Consider the following 25,295-nt stretch of genomic DNA (forward strand, 5'->3'; position numbering starts at 1 on the left):
TGGTCGACGCAGCGGCCAACATCAGGCCGATCAGCATGGAGCCGGAGTCGCCCATGAAGATGCGGGCCTTGTGGAAGTTGTGCGGCAGGAAGCCCAGGCACGCGCCCGCGAGCACCACGGAGATCACCGCGGGCGGGTAGTACAGCACGTCGCCGCCGTGATCGCGCAGCAACCCGATCGAGAAGATGCAGATGGCCGACGCGGTGATCAGCCCCAGGCCGGCCGCCAGCCCGTCGAGTCCGTCGACGAAGTTCATCGCGTTCACGATCGCGACGGTCAGCGCCAGCGTCAGCAGGATCGACGCGACCTGGTCCAGCACGATGGTGCCGACGCCGCCGATCGGGATGTAGAGCACGCTCCATGCGACGCCCATCGTGACCATCACGCTGGCCGCGGTGATCTGGCCGGCGAACTTGGTCAGCGCGTCTAGCCCCCACCGGTCGTCGATGAGCCCGACGACCATGATCAGGCCGCCCGCGACGACGACCGCCGGAAGGCCCGAGGAGTAGACGAAGCCGCGCGTCAGTGCCGGCAGCTGGGAGGCCAGCAGCACCGCGAACACCACGCCCACGTACATCGCGAGTCCGCCCATGCGCGGGGTCGGTTGCAGGTGGACGTCGCGTTCCCGCGGGTAGGCCACCGCACCCCAGCGGGTCGCCAGCACCCGCACCCAGCCGGTGGCGAGGTAGGTGATGATCGTCGCGGTCAGGCCGACGAGCGCCAGCTCCCGCAGCGGTACGCCCGCCCCGCGGTCGGTGAGTGCCAGCAGCGTCGACGACACGGTCAGTCCGTCGTGGCGGTCAGGCTCGCGGCCTCCACGCCCAGCACGGCGGCGATGGCTTCCGCGGACACCGGACCCTGCCGCAGCACCCGGGGATGCGTGCCGGTCAGGTCGACGATCGTCGACGCGGCCTGCTGTTCGGCCGGACCGCCGTCGAGGTACACCTCGACCAGGTCGCCCAGCTGCTCGCGGGCCTGCGCGACGGTGACCGCCGGCGGCCGACCCGAGATGTTGGCGCTGGAGACGGCCATCGGGCCGACCTCGCGCAGCAGTTCGATCGCCACGGGATGCAGCGGCATCCGCAGCATGACGGTGCCGTTGGCGTCGCCGAGGTCCCACTGCAGCGACGGGGCCTGCCGTACGACGAGGCTGAGCGCGCCGGGCCAGAACGCGCGGATCAACTCCTGGGCGCTCTGCGGCACCGAGTACACCAGGCCGCCGATGGTGTCCCAGGAGCCCACCAGCACGGGCACCGGCATGTCGCGCCCGCGGCCCTTGGCCGCCAGCAGCGCGGCGACGGCCGCGCTGTCGAACGCGTCGGCGCCGATGCCGTAGACGGTGTCGGTGGGCATCACGACGAGGCGGCCGCCCTTGAGTGCGCTGATCGCCGACGCGATGCCCGTTTCGCGCTCGCCGGGGACGGCGCAGTCGAACTGTTCGCTCACGTCTGCCAGCCTCTCACTCGCTCCGCACGGCGGTCACGAAGCGTGGCCGCCCGGTGAGGTCGCGTCGCGCCGTCACGCCGCCGAAGTGTCCGGTGCCGACGAACGCCTCCACGGTGCGCTGCGACGTGGTGTCGTCGTGCTCGACGGCGCACAGGCCGCCGGGGCGCAGCAGCCGCGCGGCGACGTCGACGATCCGGTCGATCACCGCCATCCCGTCCGCGCCGCCGTACAACGCGTGTGCCGGATCATGGAGCGCCACTTCGGGTTCCAGCTGCGCATCGGCGGGGATGTAGGGCGGGTTGGCCACCAGCAGATCGACGGCGCCGTCGAGGTCGGCGAGAAGGTCGGATGCGACGGCGTCGGCGCAGAGCAGTTCCACGGCCGTGCCGGCGGTGTTGCGGCGGGCGTAGGTCAGGGCCTCGGCGGAGTCGTCGACGCCGATCACCCGCGCGGTCGGGCGCGCGGCAGCCAGTGCGACGGCCAGCGCACCCGAGCCGGTGCACAGGTCGACGATCACCGCCTCGGGCGGAAGGGGTTGGGCCAACGCCCATTCCAGCAGCGCCTCGGTCTCCGGCCGCGGGACGAACACCCCGGGGCCGACGTGCAGGTCGACCGGACCGAACGCCGCGGTACCGGTGAGGTGCTGCAGCGGGATGCGCTCGGCGCGCCGGGCGACGAGTCGGCCGAAGCGTTCGGCGAAATCGTCGTCGGGGGCGGTGAAGCTGAGCCGGCCTCGGTCGGTCCCGGCGGCATGGGCGGCGAGCAGTTCGGCGTCGACGCGCGGTGACCCGATTCCTGCGGCGGCCAACTCGTCCGTGGCGGCGTCGATCAGCTGACGCATCGTCACGGGCCTGTCGGCGACGCTCACGACGCGCTCTGCAGCCGGGCCTGCCGGTCGGCCGCGGCCAGCGCGTCGAACAAGGGATCCAGGTCCCCGTCGAGGACCTGGTCGAGGTTGTGGGCCTTGAAGTTGATCCGGTGGTCGGCGATCCGGTTCTCCGGGAAGTTGTAGGTCCGGATGCGCTCGCTGCGGTCGACGGTGCGGATTTGGCTCGCGCGGTCCGCCGACGCGTCGGCCTGGGCCTGCTCCTCGGCCAGTGACTGCAGCCGGGCCGCGAGCACCTGCATCGCGCGCGCCTTGTTCTGCAACTGCGACCGCTCGTTCTGGCAGGTGACGACGATGCCGGTGGGCAGATGCGTGATGCGCACCGCCGAGTCGGTGGTGTTGACGCCCTGACCGCCCTTGCCCGAGGACCGGTAGACGTCGATGCGCAGATCGGACTCGTCGATCTGCACCTGCTCGACTTCCTCGGGCTCGGGATACACCAGCACGCCCGCCGCGGAGGTGTGGACGCGCCCCTGCGACTCGGTGACCGGCACCCGCTGGACGCGGTGGACGCCGCCTTCGAACTTCAGGCGCGACCACACCCCGTCGGCGGCATCGCCCCTACTGCGGATGGACAGCGTCGCGTCCTTGTAGCCGCCGAGGTCGGATGCGGTCTCGTCGAGCACGGTCACGGTCCAGCCGTGTCGTTCGGCGTAGCGGGTGTACATGCGCGCGAGGTCGGCCGCGAACAACGCGGACTCCTCGCCGCCTTCACCGGACTTCACCTCGAGCACGATGTCGTCGGCGTCATGCGGGTCGCGCGGCGCGAGCAGGTCGGTCAGGGAGGTCTCGAGCCGCTCGACCGTCGCGGTCAGTTCATCGACCTCCGCGGCGAACGACGAGTCGTCGGCGGCGAGTTCGCGGGCGGCCTCCAGATCACCGCGCGCGGTCTCGAGCTTGCGGTAGGTCGCCACGATCGGCGAGATCTGCGCGAATCGCCGACCGACCTTGCGGGCGGCGGCGGGATCGGCGTGCAGTTCGGGTTCGGACAGCCGCAGTTCAAGCTCGGCGTGCTCGGCGAGGATGGCATCGATCGCCGATGCGGTGTCGCTCATCTCGCCTCCTTGGCCTCGCGCGGTCGTACCCTACCCACGAAACGGCGCCCGGCCTGCGCAGTCAGCAGCAGAGCGGGCGCCGATCGGTCAGCTAGTTGGCGTCGGAAGCCCCGGCAGACTTGGTCCGCTTGCCGTAGCGCTTCTCGAAGCGCGCGACGCGGCCGCCGCTGTCGAGGATCTTCTGCTTGCCGGTGTAGAACGGGTGGCACTGCGAGCAGACCTCGACGGTGATGTTGCCGCTCTTCTTCGTGCTGCGGGTGGTGAAGCTCGCACCACAGCCGCACAGCACCGTGGTCTCGACATAGTCAGGGTGAATGCCCGATTTCATGGTTTCCTCTTCGATCGTGGGCCCCGGGTCGCCAACCCAAGTCGGGATGCTGCGGCGTGAACCGGAACCGAGGTGTCGGCGGCCCATTATGCCAGGTCAACCGCCAACAGCCTAAACACGCACCCGGCGGCCCCTATTCCTGCGCGCCGACCTCGGAGTAGGTGCGGCCGTCGCGGCGCCAGAGCCGCCTGCCCGCCGGTTCGGCGCCCAGGGCGACCAGTTCGCGCTTGAGCACCTTGTTGGTGGCGGTGCTGGGCAGCGCGTCGGCGACCCAGACATGGCGCGGCCAGGCCTTTGGCGACAGATCCGGTTGTGCGGCCAGGAATGCACCGAACTCGTCGGGCGTCAGCGTGGCACCGCCGCCCAGCACGAGTGCGGCCATCACCTGATCGCCGACGTGCTCGTCGGGCACCGGGTAGACGGCGACCTGGTTGATCGCGGGCTGGCGGATCAGGATCCGTTCGATCGGCGCCGCGGTCATGTTCTCGCCGTCCACCCGCATCCAGTCGGCGGTCCGGCCGGCCAGGTAGATCCAGCCGCCGGCGTCCCGGTAGGCCAGGTCGCCGGACCAGAACATGCCGTGCCGCATCCGCTCGTCGGTGGCGTCCTGATCGTTGTAGTAGCCGGCGAACATACCGGCGCCCTGGGTGTTGACCAGTTCCCCGATGGCGGCGTCGCCGTTGATCAGCGCCCCGTGTTCGTCGAACTCGGCGACGGCGCATTCGGCGAGTGTTTCCGGGTCGTAGATGGCCACGCCCGGGAAGCCCTTGCCGATGGAGCCGGGCGGGCAGCCGTCGTCGCGGGTCACGGTGACCGCGTTCTCGGTGGATCCGAAGCCGTCCCAGACCTCGCATCCGAAGCGGCGCGCGAACTCGGCGATGTCCCGGTCACCGGCTTCGTTACCGAAGGCGACCCGCAGCGGGTTGTCGCGGTCGTCGGGCCGCTCGGGGCTGGCCAGGATGTAGGCCAGCGGCTTGCCGACGTAGTTCATGTAGGTGACGCCGTACCGGCGGACGTCGTCGAGGAAGCGGGAGGCACTGAAGCGCGCGGGCGCCATCGCCGCACCGGAGTTCAGCGCCACCGACCAGCCGGCGAGCACCGCGTTGCTGTGGAACAGCGGCATGGACAGGTAGCAGACGTCGTCGGCGGTGAGCTCGTAGCGGCCGGCCAGCGCCGCGCCGGCCAGCAGCACCATCGCGTGCATCATCTTGACGGCCTTCGGATCGCCGCTGGTGCCGGACGTGAAGATCAGCATGAAAGTGTCGGTGGCGCCGACCTCGCGGTGCGGCGTCAGCGCGCCGGCCTGGGTCAGCAGTTCCTTCCACTCCCCGCTGCCGACCACGAGGAGCCGCAGCCCGGTGAGGTCCAGACCGTCCAGCAGACCGAGGTGGGCGTCGTCGGTGAGCAGGATCTGGCAGTCGGCCCGGCGGACATCCCGCAGGAGCGCCTCGCCGCGGCGGGTGTCGTTGATGCCGCACACCACGTACCCGCCCAGACCGGCGGCGGCCATCGCCGTGAGCATGTCGGGGGTGTTGCCGAGTAGGACGCCGACGTGCAACGGGCGGTCGGGATCGGCGATCGCGATCAACGCCGCGGCCTGGGCCTCCGCTTCGGCCAGGTGCTCGCGCCACGTCCAGCGCTGCCCGTCATAGGTGACCGCCACACCGTCGCCACTTCGGAGTTCCCGGAGCAGCTGTTGCACCGTCTCGGCCACTCGTCCCCCTCGTGAACAGATCTCGCGATGTGTCTTCTGGACCAACCGCGCGCAGCGTACATCACCGACGATGGGCCGGTCATTTGCGAAGATAAGGCGGTGAGCGTGGACACCGGGACAGAATCAGTGACGGATTCCGCGGCCGCGCCGGCCGGCGGACCCGGAGCGCGGTCGGTTCGGGACCGGCTGATCGACGCGGCCGAGAAGTGTCTGACCGCGAAGGGAATCCGCGCGACGACGGTCTCCGAGGTCGCCGAGGTGGCGGGCGTCAGCCGCGGCTGGCTCTACCGGCACTTCCCGGACAAGGCCGAGCTGCTCGGAGCGGCCATCGTCCGTCTCAACGAGGCGTTCTGGACCGAGTCGCGCACCCGACTGGACGCGGTGACCGGGCTCGATCAGCGGATCGCGGTCGGCGTGGCCCTGGCGCGCCGGGAGTCCGAGACCCCCGGGGCGCTGGTGCTCAAGCTTCGCCAGGAGGAGCCGGAGGCGTTCACCGCGTGCGTGGGCCTGGGCGTGCGCGGCCTCATCCCGGAGATCGCCGCGTTCTGGGTGCCCTACGTGCAGGCGGCCGTCGACAGCGGGGAGATCCATCCGGACACCGACTGCGCCGAGGCGGCCGAATGGATCGCCCGCATCATGATGAGCCTCGCGACCGTACCGGGTGAGCAGTGCGACCTCGACGACCACGCGTCGGTCCTGCGGCACGCGCGCCGCTACATCGTCGCCGGCCTGCGAGCCGAACCGGCCAAATGACCTATCCGGCGCCGGCGACAGCAGCCTGCCTGCCGGTGAGCAGCAGGAGCAGATCGCGGATGGGCGCGGCCACCTCCCGCCCCTCCCCGACCGCGAAGTCGGCATCGGTGGCCACCAGGCGCCGGCCCGCGTAGCGGCGGCGGGCCCGGAACGGGAAGCCCATGTCCCACACCCGCTGTGCGGCGGTGACCGCGGCGTCGGCGGGCATCGGCCGGTCGATCCCCAACGGGACGCAGAGATCCTGTCCGTGCACGAGCAGGTCGATCAGCGGTTCGACCGCCGACGTGCCGGGTGGATGGCGCCGCGAATCGGCGATCGCACGCAACGTGGACGCGATCTGAGCAGGGGTGCTGCGGTCGGCGCGGGCCATGCGATCGACGACGGCGTTGAAGCGGAAGCCGCTGCGCGCGGCCTCGAACAGCATCCGGGGCATCGGGAGCGTTCCGTGGGTGAGGTGGGCCGCCACGTCGCGCACGGTCCAGCCGTCGCACAGCGACGGGGTGTCCCACACGCGCGGGTCGGCGTCCAGCCCCTCGATCACGTCGGCCAGTTCGCGGCGCTGGGTAGCGATGTGCCGCCAGACGGTCTGTTCGTCCATACACCCTCCAATAGTCAGGCTTACTGACTAAATTAGTCAGGTCCCCATACTAAAGTCAACGGCTATGACCCAACAGCCCGGGACGGCGACGTTGATGTTCATCGCGCATCGCGATGCCGAGAGCAGGGTGATGGCAGCGCTGGCCCGCGCGGGCGTCACCGATGTGACCGTCGCGCAGTCCCGGCTGCTCCAGCGGCTGAACCCCGGCGGATCCCGGCTCACCGACCTCGCCGAGCAGACGCGGGTGACCAAACAGACCGCCGGCGCGCTGGTCGACCAGCTCGAACGGGCGGGCTACGTCGTCCGTCGACCCGATCCGAGCGACGCGAGGGCGCGGCTGGTGACGTTGAGCGACAGGGGCGCCGACCTCTGCCGGACGGCCGCCCAGGAGGTCGCGCGCGTGGAACGCCAGTGGCGCGACCATCTCGGCCGGGAGTCCTTCGAGACACTGCGAGAGGCGCTGATCTCGCTGCGCGAGATCAGCGACCCCTACCGCTGACGTCAGTCGTGGTCGTTGCCGCCGGGGGTGTTCTTCGACACCTGGACCAGGAACTCGTAGTTGTTCTTGGTCTTGCGCAGCTGGCTCATCAGCAGATCGATGGCCTGATGCGGGTCCAACCCGGACAGCACACGGCGCAGCTTGTGCACGACCGCGAACTCGTCGGTGGACAGCAGCAGCTCGTCCTTGCGGGTGCCGGACGGGTTGACGTCCACCGCGGGGAACACCCGGCGCTCGGCGATCTTGCGGTCGAGCTTGAGCTCGGCGTTACCCGTACCCTTGAACTCCTCGAAGATGACCGTGTCGCCCGTGGACCCCGTCTCGACCATGGCCGTGGCGATGATCGTCAGCGAGCCGCCCTCTTCGATGTTGCGTGCCGCACCGAGGAATCGCTTCGGCGGGTACAGCGCGGTCGAGTCGACACCGCCGGACAGGATGCGGCCCGACGCCGGTGAGGCGTTGTTGTAGGCGCGGCCCAGTCGGGTGATCGAGTCGAGCAGCACGACGACGTCCTTGCCCTGTTCGACCAGACGCTTGGCCCGCTCGATCGCGAGTTCGGCGGCCTGGGTGTGGTCTGACGGCGGCCGGTCGAAGGTCGAGGCGATGACCTCGCCCTTGACCGAGCGCTGCATGTCGGTGACCTCTTCGGGCCGCTCGTCGACGAGCACGACCATCAGGTGGCACTCGGGGTTGTTGCGGGTGATCGCGTTGGCGATGTCCTGCATGATCGTGGTCTTGCCGGCCTTGGGCGGCGACACGATCAGTGCGCGCTGCCCCTTGCCGATCGGCATGATCAGGTCGATCACGCGGGTGGTCAGCTTGTCGCCGCTGGTCTCCAGGCGCAGCCGCTGATTCGGGTACAGCGGGGTGAGCTTGGTGAACTCCGGCCGGTTGCGAGCCTCCTCGACCGGCTTGCCGTTGACCGAGTCGAGGCGGACCAGCGGGTTGAACTTCTGCCGGGCGTTCTGTCCCCCGCCGTCCCCGTCCTTGGGGACGCGCACCGCACCGGTCACCGCGTCACCGCGGCGCAGACCGTTCTTGCGCACCATGTTCATCGACACGTACACGTCGTTCGGCCCGGCCAGATACCCCGAGGTACGGACGAACGCGTAGTTGTCGAGCACGTCGAGGATGCCGGCGACCGGCTGGACGACGTCGTCCTCGCGCAGTTCGGTGTCGCGGTCGTTTCCGCCGCCGCCTTCACCGCCGCGCTCACGGCGCCGGCGATCGCGGAACCGACGGCCGCGACGGCCCTGCCGGCTGTCGTCGTCGTCGTTGTCGCCGCCGCCGCGCTGGGCGTCGTTCTGATTGCGGTCGTTCTGACGGCCACCGCCGTCGTTCTGGCCGCGGTCGTTCTGACGGCCGCCGCCCTCGTTCTGGCCGCGGTCGTTCTGACGGCCGCCGCCCTCGTTCTGATTCCGGCCGCCGCCGTCGTTCTGATTGCGGCCGCCGCCGTCGTTCTGGCCGCGGTCGGTCTTCTCGGACTGGTCTTGGCGGCCCTGGTTGTCCTGCCGGTTCTGGCTGCGACCCTGGTCGGTCTTGCGCTCAGCGGTGTCGGCAGCCTTCTCGGCCGCCTCCGGGCGCGCATCGTCCTGACCCTTGGGCTGGTCGGCAGCACCCTTGGGCTGGTCGGCAGCGGCAGGACCGCCCTGTTCACGGGAGGCGGAGCGCCGCTCGCGACGCGGCGGGGCCGCCGGCGCCTGCTCGGCCGCAGCGTCGGCTACCGGCGCCTGCTGGCTCGGGGCGGACTCGGCGGCCGGAGCGCCGCCGTTCTTCTCGCCGCGCCGTTCACGGATGGCCGCGATGAGTTCACTCTTGCGCATCCCGGAGGCGCCTTCGACGCCGATCTCCTTGGCCATCGCACGCAGTTCAGGCAGTACGAGGCTGGTCAGCGCGCCGCGGCGCGCTGGGGCCGCGGCGGGCGCGGACGGGGTGTCTGTGGCCACGGCCGTGGGCAGCGCATCGCTGTCGGCGCTGTCGCCAGCCGTGATGAGGTCCGTATCAGTCACGGATTTCCTTTCTTCCCTCGCTGAACTTCGTCACGCGGGGGTTCTGTGCGTCCAGTCGATCCGCTGAACGCTGAGGTCACGCCATTGCCACTGCAACGGTGATCGCCGGGGTTCGCCGGGATACGGCGCAACCGTCAGTCCACAAATTGAGCACCTGAGAGAAGGGGTTGTCCTGAGGTCTCCGCAGTCGGCGCAGGTAGAGACGCTGCGATTGCTGGACGAGAGCGAGAATAACCCGCATCTGGGCCGGAAGCAAGAAACACCGTGATTCGCCTGTTGCGTGTGTGACTGACCGGGTAAGCCATGCTCAGGGCCGGACGGCCACCCCGGACGACCACTTCACACCGCGTCCGACGGGTGTCCTCGCGACCGAGAACCCGAGCTGTCGACCGAACTCCAGAGCTTCCCCCGGCAGTTCGGTTCGAGTGCTCAGTGCCAGCACTGCAGGCCCGGCACCTGACAGCACCGCTGCCACCCCACAACGCCGCAGCACCGCGAGGTATTCCGCCGACGCCTGCATCGCCGGAGCGCGCTGCGGCTGGTGCAGCAGGTCCTCGGTCGCGGCCATCAGCAGGTCAGGCCGCTCGGTCAGGGCGACGACGAGCAGGGCCGCGCGGCTCACGTTGAAGCGCGCGTCGACGTGGCTGACCTGGTCCGGCAGCAGGATCCGCGTTTCGGCCGTGGAGGACCGCACCGCGGGGATCGCGGTGAACAACGTGATGTCGGGATGCAGCCGGATCGGAGCGGCCGCGTAGCGAGCCGCGCCCGCGATGTTCTCGGTCCACGAGACCACGGCCCCGCCCAGCACCGCGGCCGAGGCGTTGTCGGGATGCCCTTCGAATTCCGATGAGACCTGCACCAGCGCTTCGGTGCTCATCGGAACCGAACCTGCCTGTGCGGCAAGACCATTGGCAGCCGCGAGACCGCCGACCACCGCAGCAGCCGACGATCCGAGCCCGCGGGAGTGCGGAATGGCGTTGCTGCAGCGCACGATCAGCCCGGCGGCGGACACCGAGGTCTCGCGCAGGCCCCGCTCGATGGCACGAACGACGAGGTGGGTGCGGTCCAGCGGCACCTGCCCCTCACCCTCGCCGCGGACCTCGACAACGAGGCCGGATTCCGTTGTCTCGACCACGATTTCGTCGTACAGGCTGACCGCCAGACCCATGCTGTCGAAGCCGGGGCCGAGGTTGGCGCTGGACGCTGCGACCACCGCGGTGGCCGTCAGTCCGGGAGGCAGGGTGCGGGTCACGGGCGTTCTTACACCAGACCGAGCTTCGCCACCACGGCGACCGGATCGACGGGAACCGGGATGACGGCGGGCATGCCCTTGAGCGCGGTGTCGGGATCTTTCAGGCCGTTGCCGGTCACGGTGCACACCACCGTGGAACCCTTGGCGACCCAACCGTCTTCGATCGACTTCAGCAGACCCGCGATGCTGGCTGCCGACGCGGGCTCGACGAACACGCCCTCGGCGCGGGCGACCAGGTGGTAGGCGGCAAGGATCTCCTCGTCGGTGGCGGCCAGGAAGCGCCCGTCGGACTGCTGCTGGGCTTCGACGGCCTGGGTCCACGACGCGGGCGAGCCGATGCGGATCGCGGTGGCGATGGTCTCCGGGTCGCTGACCGGCTCCCCGAGGACGAGAGGCGCGGCGCCGGCGGCCTGGGTGCCGAGCATGCGCGGCAGCCGGCCGGCCAGGCCGTCGCGGTGGTACTCGGTGTACCCCTTCCAGTACGCGGTGATGTTGCCCGCGTTGCCGACCGGCAGCGCGTGGACATCCGGCGCGTCACCGAGCGCGTCGACGATCTCGAACGCGGCGGTCTTCTGCCCCTCGATCCGGAACGGGTTGACGGAGTTGACCAGGGACACCGTCGGGAAGTCGGCGGTCAGCTTGCGCGCCAGTTCCAGGCAGTCGTCGAAGTTCCCGTCGATTTGGATGATCTTGGCGCCGTGCATGACCGCCTGGGCGAGCTTGCCCAACGCGATCTTGCCCTGCGGCACCAGCACCGCACAGGTGATGCCCGCACGTGCGGCGTAGGCCGCGGCCGAGGCCGACGTGTTGCCCGTCGACGCGCACAGCACCGCCTGCTGCCCGCGCGCCACCGCTTCGGTGACCGCCATCGTCATCCCGCGGTCCTTGAACGACCCGGTGGGGTTGAGGCCCTCGACCTTCAGATGCACGGTGCACCCGGTGTATTCGCTCAGGCGCGGCGCCGGCAGCAGCGGGGTGCCGCCCTCGCGCAGGGTGATCGGGGTCCAGGCGTCATCGATGGGCAGCCGCTCGCGGTACGCCTCGATCAGGCCCGGCCAGGGCTGGTGCACGGCACGGGTGGTGCTCACTCGGTGGTCCCTTCCATCCGCAGGACGCTGTTGATGCTCGACACGACCTCCAGATCGGCCAGTGCCGCAACGGTTTCCGACAGTGCGGCGTCGGTGGCCTGGTGGGTCACCACGACGATGCGTGCGCCGCAGCGCTGGCCGCCCTCGTCGACCATGCCCTCCTGGCGCACCTCGGCGATGCTCACCTCGCGCTTGGAGAACTCGGCCGCGACGGCCGACAGCACGCCGGGGCGGTCGGTGACGTTCATGTTGACGTAGTAGCGGGTCGGGATGAACCCGATGGGCGCCACGGGCAGCTTCGCGTATTTGGACTCGCGGGGGCCACGGCCGCCCTGAACGCGGTTGCGGGCGGCCATCACCAGGTCGCCCAGCACGGCCGACGCGGTGGGTGCTCCCCCGGCGCCCTGGCCGTAGAACATCAGCCGGCCGGCCGCCTCGGCTTCCACCACGACGGCGTTGAAGGCACCGTTGACCGACGCCAGCGGATGGTCCAACGGCACCAGGGCCGGGTACACCCGGGCCGAAACCCGTTGCTGACCTTCGTCGTTGGTGAGCCGCTCGCAGATCGCCAACAGTTTGATGGTGCAGCCCAGCGCGCGCGCCGACGCGAAGTCGGCCGACGTCACCTTCGTGATGCCCTCGCGGTAGACGTCGTCGGCGGTGACCCGGGTGTGGAACGCGATCGAGGCGAGGATGGCCGCCTTGGCGGCGGCGTCGTAACCCTCGACGTCGGCGGTCGGATCGGCCTCGGCGTAGCCCAGCGCGCTGGCGTCGGCGAGGGCGCTGCCGTAATCGGCACCGGTGCTGTCCATCTCGGAGAGGATGTAGTTGGTGGTGCCGTTGACGATGCCGGCGACCCGCAGCACCGTGTCACCGGCCAGCGACTGGGTCAGCGGCCGGATGACCGGGATGGCGCCGGCGACGGCGGCCTCGAAGTAGAGATCCACGTGAGCGTTCTCGGCGGCCTGCGCCAGCTCTCCGGCCGACACCGCCATCAGCGCCTTGTTCGCGGTGACCACCGACTTGCCCCGCTCGAGCGCGGCCAGGATGGCCTTGCGCGCGGGTTCGACGGGTCCCATCAGTTCGACGACGATGTCGACGTCGTCGCGGGACACCAGCTCGTCGATGTCGTCGGTGAGAAGCTCCACCGGCACGCCGCGGTCGTCGGCGACCCGGCGGACCCCGATGCCGCGCAGCGCCAGCGGCGCCCCGATCCGCGCGGTCAGGTCGGCCGCGCTCTGCTCGATGATGCGCACCACCTCGCTGCCCACGTTGCCCAGACCGAGCACGGCCACCCCGATTTCGCGGCCCTTGTCGTCGCTCACCGCGTCACCTCACTTCCAGACTCAACAGATCGTCGACCGTCTCCCGGCGCAGGATCAGGCGTGTTCGCCCGTCGCGCACGGCCACCACGGCCGGCCGGCCGATCAGGTTGTACCGGCTCGACATCGAATAGCAGTATGCGCCCGTGGCGGCGACGCCGAGCAGGTCGCCCGGGCGGACGTCGTCGGGCAGCCACGCGTCGCGCACCACGATGTCGCCGCTCTCGCAGTGTTTACCGACGACCCGGCACAGCGCCGGGGCGGCATCTCCGGCGCGGGAGAGCAGCCGGACGTCGTACTCGGCCCCGTACAGCGAGGTCCTGATGTTGTCGCTCATCCCGCCGTCGACGCTGACGTAGCGCCGCTGCCGGTCCGCGGCGACGGCCACGTCCTTTACGGTGCCGACCTCGTACAGGGTGATGGTGCCCGGGCCGGCGATGGCGCGTCCCGGTTCCACCACGAGCTTCGGGGCGGGCAGGCCGACGGCGGCCGACTCCTGCTCGACGATCGACCCGATCTTGGCCGCGAGGTCCTCCATCGGCGGCGGATCGTCGGAGGGCAGATACGAGATGCCCAGCCCACCACCGAGGTCGACGATCGACATCTGGGCGGTCTTGTCGACACCGAACTCGGCGACGACGTCGCGCAGCAGCCCGATCACGCGGTGCGCGGCCAGTTCGAAGCCGGCGACGTCGAAGATCTGGGAACCGATGTGGCTGTGCAGCCCGACCAGACGCAGGTGGTCGGCCTCGAACACCTTGCGCACGGCCGCCATTGCCGCACCACTGGCCAGTGACAACCCGAACTTCTGGTCCTCGTGCGCGGTGGAGATGAACTCGTGGGTGTGCGCCTCGACGCCCACCGTGACACGGATCAGGACGTCCTGCACGACACCGGCATCACCGGCGATCGTGTCCAGCCGCTCGATCTCGGTCATCGAGTCGACCACCACGTGCTCGATGCCCGCCTTGACCGCGGCGGTGAGCTCGTCGATCGATTTGTTGTTGCCGTGCAGGGCGATTCGCTCCGCGGGAAAGCCCGCGTGCAGCGCGACCGCCAGCTCGCCGCCGCTGGCCACGTCCAGCGACAGGCCCTCCTCGGCGATCCACCGCGCCACCTCGGTGCACAGGAACGCCTTCGCGGCGTAGCGCACGTGATCGCCGCCGCCGAACGCCGCCGAGATCTGGCGGCAGCGGGCGCGGAAGTCGTCTTCGTCGATGACGAACACCGGGGTGCCGTACTCGGCGGCGATGTCGGACACGGGCACACCGGCGATCGTCACGACACCGTCGTCACGGCGAACGGCGTTGCGGGGCCACACATTCGGGGCGAGCGCGGCGACCTCGTCTGCGGTCTGCGGGCGATCCGGGGCGCCGGCGTGGTGGACCTCTTCGGCGTGGCGGGGGCCGGCGGGATGGGCGATCACATCCGCTCCGGGGCGCTGACGCCGAGGATGCCCAGTCCGTTGGCGATGACCTGGCGGGTGGCCGCACACAGGGCCAACCGCGCGGCGTGCAGCTCACCTGGCTCCTCGTCGCCCTGAGGCAGGACGCGGCAGGAGTCGTAGAAGCGGTGATAGTCCCCGGCGAGATCCTCGAGGTAGCGCGACACCCGGTGCGGTTCACGCAGCGCCGCGGCGGTGGCGAGCACGCGCGGGAACTCGCCGATGTTGCGGATCAGCGTGCCTTCTTTGTCGTGCGTGAGCAGGTCGAGGTGCGCGGTGTCGGGCGCGATGCCCAACTCGGCGGCGTTGCGGGCCAGCGCGCACAGCCGGGCGTGCGCGTATTGCACGTAGTAGACCGGGTTTTCGGCCGATGCCGACGACCACAGTGCGAGGTCGATGTCGATCGGGGTGTCGACCGAACTGCGGATCAGCGCGTAGCGCGCGGCGTCGACGCCGATCGCCTCGACCAGGTCGTCGAGGGTGATCACGGTGCCGGCCCGCTTGCTCATCCGGACGGGCTGGCCGTCGCGTACGAGGTTGACCATCTGGCCGATGAGCACCTCGACGGTGTCGGGGTCGTCGCCGAGCGCGGCCGCGGCGGCCTTGAGACGGGCGATGTAGCCGTGGTGGTCGGCGCCGAGCATGTAGATGCACAGATCGAAGCCGCGCTGGCGCTTGTCCAGGAAGTAGGCGAGGTCACCGGCGATATAGGCGGGCTGGCCGTCGCTCTTGATGACCACCCGGTCCTTGTCGTCGCCGTAGTCGGTGGTGCGCAGCCACACCGCTCCGTCGGCTTCGTAGATGGAACCGTTCTCCCGCAGCTTCGCGATCGCCTGGTCGACGCGACCGGAGGTGTGCATCGAGTCTTCGTGGGTGTAGACGTCGAAGTCGGTGCCGAACTCGTGCAGCGAGGCCTTGATGTGGTCGAACATCAGGTTCACGCCGATCGCGCGGAAGGTCTCCCGCATCTGCTCGTCGGGCAGGCTGAGAGCGTCGGGTTCCTTGGCGAGCACCTGCGCGGCGATGTCGCCGATGTAGGAGCCGGCGTAGCCGTCCTCGGGTGTCGGTTCGCCCTTCGCCGCGGCGATCAGCGAGTTGGTGAACCGGTCGATCTGCGCGCCGTGGTCGTTGAAGTAGTACTCCCGTACCACCTCGGCGCCCTGGGTGCTGAGCAGCCGGCCCAGCGCGTCGCCGACGGCCGCCCAGCGGGTGCCGCCGATGTGGATGGGACCGGTCGGGTTGGCGGAGACGAACTCCAGGTTGACCCTGCGCCCACTCAACTCGCCGGACGTTCCGTAGCCCGTACCTGCAGCGATGACGTCGCCAACCAGGACGTTCTGCGCCGAGGCCTCGATGCGCAGGTTGACGAACCCGGGCCCGGCGACGTCGGCCGCCGCGATGCCGGCTTGCTCGGCCAGCGCGGCGGCCAGCCAGCCGGCCAGCTCGCGGGGGTTGGCGCCGACCTTCTTGCCGAGCTGCAGCGCCAGGTTGGTGGCGTAGTCGCCGTGCTCGGGATTGCGCGGGCGCTCCACGGTCACGGTGGCCGGCAGCGCGGAGGAGTCCAGGCCGTGCGCGTCGAGCACCGCGGCAGCGGTGCTGCGGAGCAGCTCGGCCAGATCGGCGGGGGTCACGAGGGACCATCCTATGGTCTGGGGCCTTCCCGACCCGAATCCGTTTCCCCTCGTGGATGCGCTACGCTAGCCACGCCCGAACGGCGCAGTCTCGTCACGCGCCCCCGTAGCTCAGGGGATAGAGCGTCTGCCTCCGGAGCAGAAGGCCGCAGGTTCGAATCCTGCCGGGGGCACCATAACTAGCAAGTCGCCAAAACCATCCTGACCAGCCAATATGGTGCCTTCCAAGGTTTGCGACAGAGGCCAGATCGAAGACCCTACCTATCCGCTACCTATCCCGATCAGGTTTGCAGGTGCCGGATTCGTTTGCTGTCGCGGGCAACCCACCCCGCCTTGGTGGTTCGCGAAGCTGGTGCAATTTCGCGCAATACGCTATTATCGAACGTGCACTTGAATTCGCAATGCGGTGCTTTATCCGCTAGCTAGAAAATGGCGTCACCAGCTATTTTCACCTTAGAAATTCAGGGCAGAGCGTACGTCCGTAGCGCTAGGTGCCAAAGGACTGGTGTTGTTCCCCTGTCCATTTGTGCTACCTGAAAAGAAATACCTATGCCTTACAGATTTGCTAATGGCCTGAATCCAGAGCAGCTCAATGAAGTTTGCATCATCGCCAATGAACTTCCACCATTCTCAGAGGATTTGTCGGAAATAGACCTATTAAAGCATACGCTAGCTGGATCAATTATAGACACTGACGGAAACCGGCTCAAAGGACCCGAAAACGACCGACAGGCACAAATTATCCAAGGCCGTTTTAAGCTATTGATGAATATCGACATATGCGGTACGGCTACGCCTGATCACTACACTCGTCTTGAGTATTATGCTAAAGAAGTCTGGCGCGAAGCCGGCAAAAGCGAACACGAAATCCGGCAAATTTTCGCTGAGGAATGCGACGATGCCTAAGCGTCAGCTGATCTCAACCACCAAGGCGGCTGCGCTGCTCAACGTCTCCCCCAACACCGTTAGGTCTTTTATTGCAGCCGGAACATTCAAAGCCTACAAGGTGGGCCGACTGGTAAAGGTAGACGCGGCAGAGATCGATGCCTACTTAGACCGGGTGTCTTCCAAGTGACTCTATCTAGTCGATGTTCTCTCTCACCCAGCGCTGAGCCCTACCACCGATATCACATACAGCATTTCTCACGGCCTGTAAGGAGACAGTCTCGCCGAAGACCGAAATCGTATGAGCTTTATAGTCAACATGGCGCATAGCGAGTTCAATGGGAAAAGCATCCGCAGTCGCGACTACCCGCTGCTTATACTCACCGTGCGAATATTTCGCGTAATGATCATCTAATCGAGTGTCAAAGTGCTCGAATTGGTTACGAACACTTCGGCTGTTGATTTCCGGCGGAAGTTCACCCTTTATACCCAGGGCTTTTCTGAGAGTTTTACAGCGGTGTTTGATCAGCTGGTAGCTCTGCTCTTGCTCCGGCGTCAACTCGCACTTGCAACCATTCGGTCGTTTCGGAGGCGGAATTAGCACTTTCGAGACCAGTGCTGCAACGGTGAGTATGGACTGACCGGCGAAAAGAATACGAGAAATGATCTCGACGTGGTTCGCCTCTCCGGGCTCATCTATCAGGCGTATAGCTTCATTGTATTGTTGCGAAGCTATTTCCATCGAGTTGCCGAGATTTTCTAGCTCTGTCATGAAGCATCCTATGACAATTTTGTCCATGTCGGCATTATAGGGGCCGATACATATAACTTGCGGGTATTCGTTCTTCAAAGAAGGATTTGAATACTCGCAGCCCTGCTATTTGCCACAAGTACGGGTCTGGCTGGACCTGGCGGGCGTTTCCGTAAGCCTGCGGGAGCTACAGCCCGAGCACGGGGCATCTATGCAAGTGCTCGCCACACGCGGCAAGCCGACACGCGCACCTTTGAAAGCAATCTAAGATCCCGATTTGAGGGGGAATCGTTCAATGAAGACAAAACTTGCCATCGCAACGACTGCAGCGCTTCTAGCCTCTGGCGCGACTGCGCACGCCAGTCCGCAGACCGATGCGGTCTGGGCCTACAAGAACGGTGACAAGGTTTGCAACTTTTTCGCAAGCGGCGTTGACTCCGTCAGCATCGGACAGGCGATCAGCTATGTAAAGGCTTACGGTCTGCCACCCGATACGGTCGTTTCGGCGACCATGTGGAACTGCCCAGAGACCTACCCCGACGTCGCAGGGTACTTCAAGACCTATCCCGACTAGCGTTGCAGTGTGGCTACATTTAAAGGCCGCGACCGACGTTGACCTGTTGACCCATTGCAGGAGACTTGCCCCGATACGTACCGCCTTGGTTGGGCCATGCATCTTCTAGCCCTTCTGGCACCAGGCCGTCACCCCAGCACAACTCTGTTGCGTCCTGGTCTTCTGAACGCCTTAGCCAGTACGGATCGAGAGGCGGCTCATGGTTAGGGCGGAAAATTTTCGGTCCGCTTCTCATGAGCGATAGATCTCCGGTGCCTCATAGCTGCCCGATGCTTTGATCTGCATCACGGCGGCTTGACCTCTACGCCTCGTTCCTACCCCGAAGGCGCGAGTGTAGAAGGATTCACTGATCGGGTATCCCGGCACCGGACCAGGGATGACCCGAAAACCCTTGTAGTTGGGGTTCACGTGCTCTCGGACGCCAATAGCGTTGCCGGGGCTGTTGTTGCCATAGGTTGCCACTGTGGCCATGTAGTTCTCGGGAATGTCATCGAGTGCGACGATCCACGCCAGACCGTAGCTGCCCGCGATCCGCAGTCCCTCAATGTCTTTGGGTGCGCGGTCGCCCACAATCGGGTTCGGTGTGAAGAATGCCGGCGCACCGAGACTTGGCACAAAATCGTGATTGGCAACCACACCGCTCGCATTCTCGACCCCAGCACGGAAGCTTGAAATATATTCCAGTTGTGCAGGATTGACCAGCAAGAGAATCTGACTACCGGGGTCAAGACCAAAACCATGCTCCACAACGGATTTGATCAAAAGTTCAACATCTGCTGAGTCAACCTGTGTAGCGCCAGACGTGAGGTAATGATTGTGGTTGGCCGCGAACGTCTTGCCCAGATAACTCGGCGGTTTGATGCCGTCGTTGCCCGTCCACATACCGTACACAGGGGTACCGTTCTCGTTTTCCTCTTGCGCAGGATCAAAAAGCCGTTGCAGCACAGTGCCATTCACAAGCCGGTTATCTGCCTCAAGGGCGTAATTGAGCGTTGCACGCACCTGATCGGCCGTCATGTCCCGAAGCGCTCGCCACGAGAAACGGCTCGCCTTGTCGTAGTCATCGAAGGTGTAGCCCAAGAGCAGGTAGTTGCTCGGTGGCCTCAGAGCCTCTGGCACACCCAACTCGGTGGCCTTTTCGAACTTGTCCAAATCGCTGCTCTGGGGGATCGCGTCAGCCGAATTGGTGTGAAAGAAGGCCAGCAGCGCCGATAGTGCCGAACGGTTGGCGTTCCACTTCTTGACGACTGCCTCAACTTCGGCCCAAATCACATTGAGGTCAACGCCGTCGACAGTGTGGGTAACTCTCGGCAACGCATCGGATTCAAGCTGAATGCCGCCGTCTGCACCAACGGGAAGAATCGGCCAACTACGCTCTCGAACAGTCATTTTCGCCTCTCTCGCAAAGTTTCAAAGGAAACCGTGATGCGCAGACGAATCAGCGGGAAAGGCTAGGAAACCCACAAATTCGTCTGCGCGACGGCGGTTCTCTCCGCTCTGCGGCGGCACTGACCTTGGAGGCAGTCTTACAGGGCTGGCACCATGCTCCTAGGGCTTAGTATCAGCCATCAGAGCCGGTGGCGTCAAGGTCATCTGCGCTTCAATAGCATTGTGCCCTAGTGACTTTCGGAGTAGGCTAAGTGCGTCGCCACATTGGCGCACTCAAAGGCCGTCGAGCCAGTTCCCATGCAGCCGCGATTGTTGCATGGGCATTTCTATTGCTAAGGAATGGACTCATGACGATAGATGTCGCGGAAACTATACCGCCACAACGATTCTTCAAAATGGATGAAGTGCTCTCGCGAATCGCAGCCACGGGTATCGATATCGATTCCGACACAATCGATTACCACCTCTACACAACCCGCAAAATGCCCAAGCCTGCCAAGAAGGTCAAGCGTGAACGCTATTGGACGGCAGATCAGATCGATTCATTCATCGAGAAGCTTTGAATAGGAGATACAACCAATGAGTTTGATGGGTGAACTTAATCAACGCATTAATGATGTCACGCGTGAGTTGAATAAACGGCCAGAGTTCGATATACCGATTATTGAGAATTTTTCTGAGATCAACGTTTTGACCGCTGATCGAGCACGGTTCTCTTTCGGACGGCTCAGTGTCGCTGACGCAAATCCGTTGGCGCAGGCCCTAGGTGGCGATGTTATGAGCAAGATCAGACGCCCGGGAGAGTGCAACGTCAGAGTTGAGACCGATACCCGTTGGTGCCCTTACTATGACGAGGCATATCCGCAGGCGGGGTACTTTCATGCTTACGTCTTGGGCTATACCGAAGGCGAAACCGAGGTCTATATCCATGCCCCGCTCGATGATGCAAGTTTATGGCGCAAAGTAGCCGCAGCCCAACTTCATAGCGGCACGGTGTGTGGCGCTCGCAATCAGCCAGATTGTGACTTCTATGAAGATCGGTCTTCGTGGATCGATCTGCAGCCCTTCGCAATTAAACGGGGCGAGAGCATTCCTATCGTCTACATCTGCGAAGAGTGCCGGGATCGTATGAAAGTCGACGGCTGGACTGCACAAGGTTATGTAGGCACAGGCCCGATGCCCTGGAATGATGACGGGCCGAAGCTCTTGCCGTATCTAGATCCGTTCGACGGTGAATCGATCCGACCCATCTTCGGCGATGACTGGAACGATCCGTTCTCCTAGAAAGACGAACAAACCCCCGAAGGCGGCTAGATCTTCGGGGGCTTGAACGCTGTGGGATTTCAGAGGTGACCGAAATGCGAAGGGAGGCAGGGATCATGACCTCAGAACGGATCGATCGATGACTACTGTACGTCCCGATACCACTGCACGGCAACTGATTTGGCCTGACGTATCGCGGATGGCGGTCGCCGAGGCGGTTGGCGCCTATGCCGAAGCAGGGTTCTATCTCGTACCGATCAAAGCAGGTACAAAGAACGCCGGATCTGTGCTTGGTATCGGATGGCCTGCGAAATCCTCTTGCGATGTCGCTACGGTCGCGGATTGGTGGCGCAAGCATCCAACCGCAGGAATCGGCATCCATACCGGGCGATCAGGCATTGTTGTCTTTGATGTCGATCTAGACGAACTGCCGCAAGACCTGGCCCCATTGCAGACCGGATTGATACATCGCAGCAGAGCGGGCACAGATTCTCAGCGCGGTCACTATATCTTCGCCTCTCGCGATACCTACACCGCTGGCGCTCTGCGACTACCTGATGGCACAAAGGCCGGCGAAATTCGATCCGGCAACACGATCATCGTGGTTGAACCCACACCGCACGCCAACGGCGGTTTGTATCGCTGCTCTCATGCTGGCGCGGTTCCAGCGCTGAATATTGAACCGTCACAGTTTCTCGTCCCAGCGCCGAAAGCCGGAGACAGTGACGTAGGGGCATTCCTCGCTGCTTACCCTGGCAATGAGGGCGATAACCTGGCCTATTGCCTGCGACTAGCAATTAAGCGGTTTGACCGGCTGGTGAGTTCCTATACCGAAACCGGTATCAGCGACAAACGGTCTAAGAACCGGCATGACGCTATGACCGATGTTCTGTGCCTAACCCTCAAAGAAGCACACACTCAGGCCTACAGCGCCGCCGAGGCGGTGGGCATCTTGCGCAAAAAGTGGCTAACCGTTATCTCTGGGGATTCCAACCACAGCCCCGAAGATTTCGACCGCATGTTGGGTTTCGCTGTCGAAGCGGCCAACCGGGATGACCCGACCAAACGGCGCGAAATCATGGCTCGCACCTTCGGCACAGATACCCGCTCTCCCAACTCCGCTGTGCAGGCCGTCCAGGCCATCAAGACCCCGACAGGCCCGAAAATGACAGATCCCCGACAGGTGCGCAAGGACGTAGAAGCGCAGCGGAACCTGCTCAATGAACTGCATGCAGAGTTTCGACGGTGGTTTGGACAGCACTACGATCTCGCAGCGATTGATGCCACGTTGGCGGCTGCGGCGGTCGAAAAGCTCTCAGGTGATCCGCTGTGGCTTCTACTTGTCTCCGGTGCTTCTACGGCCAAATCTGAGACAGTGACCAGGCTGGAGAACTGTGAACGGGTGGTGCCGGTATCCACGCTGACCACCGAAGCCGCTCTGTTGTCGGCTACGGGCAAGGATGACAAGGACCCGAACGCCACCGGCGGAATCCTTCGCGAAGTTGGCGAGTCGGGAATCATCGTCTTTAAAGACGTCACATCAATCTTGAGCATGAATCCGAGTACCAGAGCGCCGATCCTTGCTGCGCTGCGCGAGATCTATGACGGCGAATGGCACAGAGGTAAGGGAACTGACGGCGGTTCGCGGTTGCACTGGAAGGGCCGTGTCATTGTCGTTGGGGCTGTTACTACCGCGTGGGACAAGCACCATGCCGTCGTCGCGGAAATGGGTGATCGATTCATCCTGCTACGTATCGACTCCACAGATCTTGAAGCACGGTTGGCTCACGGTGCCCAAGCTATCGAAAACACCGGCGATGAGTACACCATGCGCGCCAAGCTCTCCGGTCTCGTTGCGAAGGTGATTGAGAACGTCAATCCGAGAGTCGTCCCTAAGCTCAATGCCGTTGATCAGCAACGGATCTTAGCCGCAGCCAACTTTGCCTCATACGCGCGCACCGCTGTAGAGACCAACTACAAGGGTGATGTCATCGATTCGCACGCCCCCGAAGGGCCAGCGCGGCTCAGCAAGCAACTGACGCAGCTTTTTCGCGGCTCATGTGTCATTGGCTTGAATCGAAGCGCTGCAATGTCTTTGGTGATCCGCAGCGCTCGGGACTGTATACCGCCTCTACGGCTGTTGGTTCTTGAGGACCTAGCTCAGCACCCCCGGTCACGTACGAACGATGTTCGCAAACGGTTACAAAAACCCGCCGCGACGATTGACCGCGTGATTCAATCTCTGGTCGCTCTGGGAATGGTCGAACAGGACGAGTCCGAAGAGCCACTGCAAAGCGGCAACTCAAGACAGGTTTGGCGGTTCAGTTTGAGCGAAAGTTTCGGCCCCGATGTTCTGGCATAGAAGATTGAAAACCGCAGGTCAGAGTTTGTTCCGGGGATATCGATGGGCGGTTTCGGACCGTTCCGGGGATATAGATAGATGGGTACAGGTGCCTTCTTATTGTGTGGTGTTGGGTATCTATAAACCCGGAACGGACTGTGGCAACCGCCCTGGTGGGCTCATGCAGACCCTCTGACCTGCATAGACGCGATTAGATGCCAGTTTGATTCGATGTTCTCTGTATTGAAAGTTAGCAGTTTGAGTTGTATTAAGAGAGAGGTATAGATGAATGCGAAAGATATTGCGCGGCAGCGGGCTGTGTTGGGCAAGAGGGTCAAAGCACTCAAGGATCTGTATGCCAGTGATGATCTGAGCACTGAGGATTACCAGCGGGAAATGGTCGCAGTGCAGGAACGAAAGCGAAAGTTACGGGCACTAGAGAAGAAGCTCAAAGATCAAGAGACACCTAATCTTCCGGCTGTTGTTGAGGGCAAGACCGATGAGGGACCTAGATCATCTGATCCTATGGTCATCGGCCAACCGGCCAAGTGGAGCGAAGAGTGGTGGATGAAAGTCTCTCCCCAAACACAGGCGAAGAGATGCCACGCCAAGAACACGAAAGGTCAACGCTGCCAACGTTTAGCGATATCGGGGGCTAAGGTCTGTTATACCCATGGCGGTGCGGCTCCCCACGTTAGAGCCGCTGCACTAGCACGCTTGCAGAACGGCTCAGTTGATATGGCAGACAATCTGATTCGCCTAGCCAAACATGCTGGCAGTGAAGCGGTCCAATTGGGCGCAACCAACAGTGCGCTAGATCGTGCTGGGGTGAAGACTGCCGCTCAAGTTGAAGTTGGGCCAATCAAGCCGCACGAGCAAATCTTTGACGATGTTTTGTCGGGTAGCTATGCAGAGAGTCGCAGAGCACGAGGGTTTGAAGCGTCGGAATCTATTACAGAGCAAAGGAATTCGTAGATTGATTCCTTCGGCTACAACGAACCACCACCCGCCCCGGTGGACGGTGCTGATCCTGTCCGATCTGAGTCTGACCCGAGCTGGCGCGATGGGGATTCCTGGCCCCCAGCAGCCCCGCACGACCGCGAACCTAGGCGGGGTAGGCCATCACCCTTCGGGGTCGGCGTAGTGACCGGAGAGGACGCGATCAGGCTCGCCAATGAACAGAGCTCCCGTCAGAATCCCTACGCGATGCCCTCAAGACGGCCCAAGGCGCTGCCACCAGGCAGATCAGCAAGATTTTGAACAGGTCCGCAAGTGCTAAACCTGCGGGGGTTAGAGTGTTGAGCTCTACACTTGGCTATATCGATTGCCGGCGTACCTATCCGTTACCTATCCCGCCGGGAAGGGCTTAACTCTTGGGCCCATCCCACTTATCTAGATCTGGGAGGTTCGGCATTTCAGCCTTCATGCGGTATGCCAGTCCCTCAAAATGCTCGAAGATTGTGGGCTCATTTTTCTGCGTTCGGAGATCCACAACCGTCTGCTGCCACAGGCACCACCGATCCCAAACTATGTATCCGAGTGAGTCTTTGACGATGTCGAAGTAGATCCCACCATAGTTGATCGATATTGCGAGGTCCTCGAGAAAGCCGGGTTCAGTCAGAAGCCTCCGGTAATCCGCCCCGCCGTTGCTTCGAAGCTCAATCATTCTGTCCTTGAGCCGTATTCCAGCATCCGCGCCCAGACCAGAAAACTCTTGAATCTTGTCACGTACACCCCGGAAGTGTTCGTTATCCCAGCGTTGGGAGAGGTCGGTCATTGCCGCCGCGTTCCGATCGCGGCGCGACTCTCCAATACTTCGCAGGGCAAGCAACGCAGCGACGGTTAAAGCGATGTTGGCCAAGGCTGAGCCAACGGTTGCAAGCGCCACCACAACGTCAACAAGGTCGGAATCCGGCGACGTCATCGAAAGCATGACGGCGGAACCGAGCAGCACGCTTAGCAGTATTGCGACTCCCCAGATAAAGACTGCGGCACTGAGTAAATCGGAATCTTTCCAGCGGCTCGGCATCCGCATACCTCCAGATCTATCCGTTCTTTGGGACGGCT

At 64.6% G+C, this 25,295-nt stretch carries 25 protein-coding genes and 1 tRNA gene; 10 read left to right on the forward strand and 16 right to left on the reverse strand.

What is annotated here, in order from left to right:
* The 6 genes from MCHLDSM_RS29795 to fadD1 form a co-directional block, all read right to left on the reverse strand.
* Positions 1–781 (reverse strand): glycosyltransferase family 4 protein (locus tag MCHLDSM_RS29795; RefSeq protein WP_412178267.1); only part of this gene is annotated, 781 nt, incomplete at its 3' end.
* Positions 782–783: 2 nt separating this feature from the next.
* Positions 784–1,446, reverse strand: a complete 663-nt coding sequence (locus MCHLDSM_RS29800; RefSeq protein ID WP_048473422.1) for an L-threonylcarbamoyladenylate synthase — start codon at positions 1,444–1,446, stop codon at positions 784–786.
* 13 nt (positions 1,447–1,459) lie between these two features.
* Entirely contained in the window at positions 1,460–2,287 is an 828-nt protein-coding gene (gene prmC / locus MCHLDSM_RS29805) for a peptide chain release factor N(5)-glutamine methyltransferase (protein ID WP_109789003.1), read from the reverse strand.
* Between the two features lie 23 nt (positions 2,288–2,310).
* Complete coding sequence (prfA, locus tag MCHLDSM_RS29810) at positions 2,311–3,387, reverse strand: peptide chain release factor 1 (RefSeq protein WP_048473424.1); 1,077 nt, start codon at positions 3,385–3,387, stop codon at positions 2,311–2,313.
* A gap of 91 nt (positions 3,388–3,478) precedes the next feature.
* On the reverse strand, positions 3,479–3,715 hold the full coding sequence (gene rpmE / locus MCHLDSM_RS29815; RefSeq protein ID WP_048418300.1) for a 50S ribosomal protein L31: 237 nt from the start codon (positions 3,713–3,715) through the stop codon (positions 3,479–3,481).
* 133 nt (positions 3,716–3,848) lie between these two features.
* Positions 3,849–5,429, reverse strand: a complete 1,581-nt coding sequence (fadD1, locus tag MCHLDSM_RS29820) for a fatty-acid--CoA ligase FadD1 (RefSeq protein WP_048473425.1) — start codon at positions 5,427–5,429, stop codon at positions 3,849–3,851.
* Positions 5,430–5,534: 105 nt separating this feature from the next.
* Between fadD1 and MCHLDSM_RS29825 the strand changes: the two genes are divergently transcribed.
* On the forward strand, positions 5,535–6,182 hold the full coding sequence (locus MCHLDSM_RS29825) for a TetR/AcrR family transcriptional regulator (protein ID WP_407661881.1): 648 nt from the start codon (positions 5,535–5,537) through the stop codon (positions 6,180–6,182).
* A 1-nt stretch (position 6,183) separates the two neighbouring features.
* Here MCHLDSM_RS29825 and MCHLDSM_RS29830 read toward each other — a convergent pair whose 3' ends face one another.
* On the reverse strand, positions 6,184–6,780 hold the full coding sequence (locus tag MCHLDSM_RS29830; protein ID WP_048473426.1) for a maleylpyruvate isomerase family mycothiol-dependent enzyme: 597 nt from the start codon (positions 6,778–6,780) through the stop codon (positions 6,184–6,186).
* A 64-nt stretch (positions 6,781–6,844) separates the two neighbouring features.
* On the opposite strand from MCHLDSM_RS29830, the gene MCHLDSM_RS29835 reads away from it, so the two are divergent.
* The gene (locus tag MCHLDSM_RS29835; RefSeq protein ID WP_048473427.1) at positions 6,845–7,279 is read left to right on the forward strand and encodes a MarR family winged helix-turn-helix transcriptional regulator; all 435 of its coding nucleotides are present in this window, start codon (positions 6,845–6,847) and stop codon (positions 7,277–7,279) included.
* 2 nt (positions 7,280–7,281) lie between these two features.
* Here MCHLDSM_RS29835 and rho read toward each other — a convergent pair whose 3' ends face one another.
* The 6 genes from rho to argS all read right to left on the reverse strand — a co-directional run bounded on the left by rho (position 7,282) and on the right by argS (position 16,025).
* A complete protein-coding gene (gene rho / locus MCHLDSM_RS29840) occupies positions 7,282–9,288 on the reverse strand; it encodes a transcription termination factor Rho (protein WP_048473428.1) in 2,007 nt (668 codons plus the stop codon).
* Positions 9,289–9,595: 307 nt separating this feature from the next.
* Entirely contained in the window at positions 9,596–10,540 is a 945-nt protein-coding gene (thrB, locus tag MCHLDSM_RS29845; RefSeq protein ID WP_048473429.1) for a homoserine kinase, read from the reverse strand.
* 8 nt (positions 10,541–10,548) lie between these two features.
* Positions 10,549–11,628 (reverse strand): threonine synthase, encoded by a 1,080-nt coding sequence (gene thrC, locus MCHLDSM_RS29850; RefSeq protein ID WP_048473430.1) that lies wholly within the window; start codon positions 11,626–11,628, stop codon positions 10,549–10,551.
* Complete coding sequence (locus tag MCHLDSM_RS29855; RefSeq protein ID WP_048473431.1) at positions 11,625–12,953, reverse strand: homoserine dehydrogenase; 1,329 nt, start codon at positions 12,951–12,953, stop codon at positions 11,625–11,627. The genes thrC and MCHLDSM_RS29855 overlap by 4 nt, the downstream gene beginning before the upstream one ends.
* A gap of 4 nt (positions 12,954–12,957) precedes the next feature.
* Complete coding sequence (lysA, locus tag MCHLDSM_RS29860) at positions 12,958–14,376, reverse strand: diaminopimelate decarboxylase (protein ID WP_048473432.1); 1,419 nt, start codon at positions 14,374–14,376, stop codon at positions 12,958–12,960.
* Entirely contained in the window at positions 14,373–16,025 is a 1,653-nt protein-coding gene (argS, locus tag MCHLDSM_RS29865) for an arginine--tRNA ligase (RefSeq protein ID WP_048473433.1), read from the reverse strand. The genes lysA and argS overlap by 4 nt, the downstream gene beginning before the upstream one ends.
* Before the next feature lie 100 nt (positions 16,026–16,125).
* On the opposite strand from argS, the gene MCHLDSM_RS29870 reads away from it, so the two are divergent.
* The 3 genes from MCHLDSM_RS29870 (at position 16,126) to MCHLDSM_RS40580 (ending at position 17,100) form a co-directional block, all read left to right on the forward strand.
* Positions 16,126–16,201: transfer RNA gene (locus tag MCHLDSM_RS29870), tRNA-Arg, on the forward strand.
* 373 nt (positions 16,202–16,574) lie between these two features.
* Positions 16,575–16,931 (forward strand): hypothetical protein, encoded by a 357-nt coding sequence (locus MCHLDSM_RS38270; protein ID WP_158023744.1) that lies wholly within the window; start codon positions 16,575–16,577, stop codon positions 16,929–16,931.
* Positions 16,924–17,100, forward strand: a complete 177-nt coding sequence (locus MCHLDSM_RS40580) for a helix-turn-helix domain-containing protein (protein ID WP_158023745.1) — start codon at positions 16,924–16,926, stop codon at positions 17,098–17,100. Before MCHLDSM_RS38270 ends, MCHLDSM_RS40580 begins: the two co-directional genes overlap by 8 nt.
* Before the next feature lie 6 nt (positions 17,101–17,106).
* Here the strand turns inward: MCHLDSM_RS40580 and MCHLDSM_RS37895 are convergent, their stop codons facing one another.
* Positions 17,107–17,709, reverse strand: coding sequence for a hypothetical protein (locus MCHLDSM_RS37895; protein WP_131722706.1), 603 nt, complete (start codon positions 17,707–17,709; stop codon positions 17,107–17,109).
* Between the two features lie 247 nt (positions 17,710–17,956).
* Here MCHLDSM_RS37895 and MCHLDSM_RS29875 point away from each other — a divergent pair, with 247 nt between their 5' ends.
* On the forward strand, positions 17,957–18,235 hold the full coding sequence (locus MCHLDSM_RS29875) for a hypothetical protein (RefSeq protein WP_048473434.1): 279 nt from the start codon (positions 17,957–17,959) through the stop codon (positions 18,233–18,235).
* A 231-nt stretch (positions 18,236–18,466) separates the two neighbouring features.
* On the opposite strand, the gene MCHLDSM_RS29880 is transcribed toward MCHLDSM_RS29875, so the two are convergent.
* Positions 18,467–19,624, reverse strand: coding sequence for a hypothetical protein (locus MCHLDSM_RS29880; protein ID WP_048473435.1), 1,158 nt, complete (start codon positions 19,622–19,624; stop codon positions 18,467–18,469).
* 347 nt (positions 19,625–19,971) lie between these two features.
* On the opposite strand from MCHLDSM_RS29880, the gene MCHLDSM_RS37900 reads away from it, so the two are divergent.
* The 4 genes from MCHLDSM_RS37900 (at position 19,972) to MCHLDSM_RS37910 (ending at position 24,203) form a co-directional block, all read left to right on the forward strand.
* A complete protein-coding gene (locus MCHLDSM_RS37900; RefSeq protein WP_131722707.1) occupies positions 19,972–20,187 on the forward strand; it encodes a hypothetical protein in 216 nt (71 codons plus the stop codon).
* Positions 20,188–20,212: 25 nt separating this feature from the next.
* Positions 20,213–20,908 carry a hypothetical protein gene (locus MCHLDSM_RS37905; RefSeq protein WP_131722708.1) on the forward strand — a complete coding sequence of 232 codons (696 nt, stop codon included), beginning with the start codon at positions 20,213–20,215 and terminating at the stop codon, positions 20,906–20,908.
* Positions 20,909–21,086: 178 nt separating this feature from the next.
* Positions 21,087–23,249 carry a bifunctional DNA primase/polymerase gene (locus tag MCHLDSM_RS29885; protein ID WP_109788980.1) on the forward strand — a complete coding sequence of 721 codons (2,163 nt, stop codon included), beginning with the start codon at positions 21,087–21,089 and terminating at the stop codon, positions 23,247–23,249.
* A 264-nt stretch (positions 23,250–23,513) separates the two neighbouring features.
* Entirely contained in the window at positions 23,514–24,203 is a 690-nt protein-coding gene (locus tag MCHLDSM_RS37910; protein WP_131722709.1) for a putative phage terminase small subunit, read from the forward strand.
* Positions 24,204–24,594: 391 nt separating this feature from the next.
* Here MCHLDSM_RS37910 and MCHLDSM_RS29890 read toward each other — a convergent pair whose 3' ends face one another.
* On the reverse strand, positions 24,595–25,257 hold the full coding sequence (locus MCHLDSM_RS29890; RefSeq protein WP_131722710.1) for a DUF4760 domain-containing protein: 663 nt from the start codon (positions 25,255–25,257) through the stop codon (positions 24,595–24,597).
* Between the last annotated feature and the right edge of the window lie 38 nt (positions 25,258–25,295).

Source organism: Mycolicibacterium chlorophenolicum, from assembly GCF_001044235.1.
In the GTDB taxonomy this organism is placed as follows: domain Bacteria; phylum Actinomycetota; class Actinomycetes; order Mycobacteriales; family Mycobacteriaceae; genus Mycobacterium; species Mycobacterium chlorophenolicum.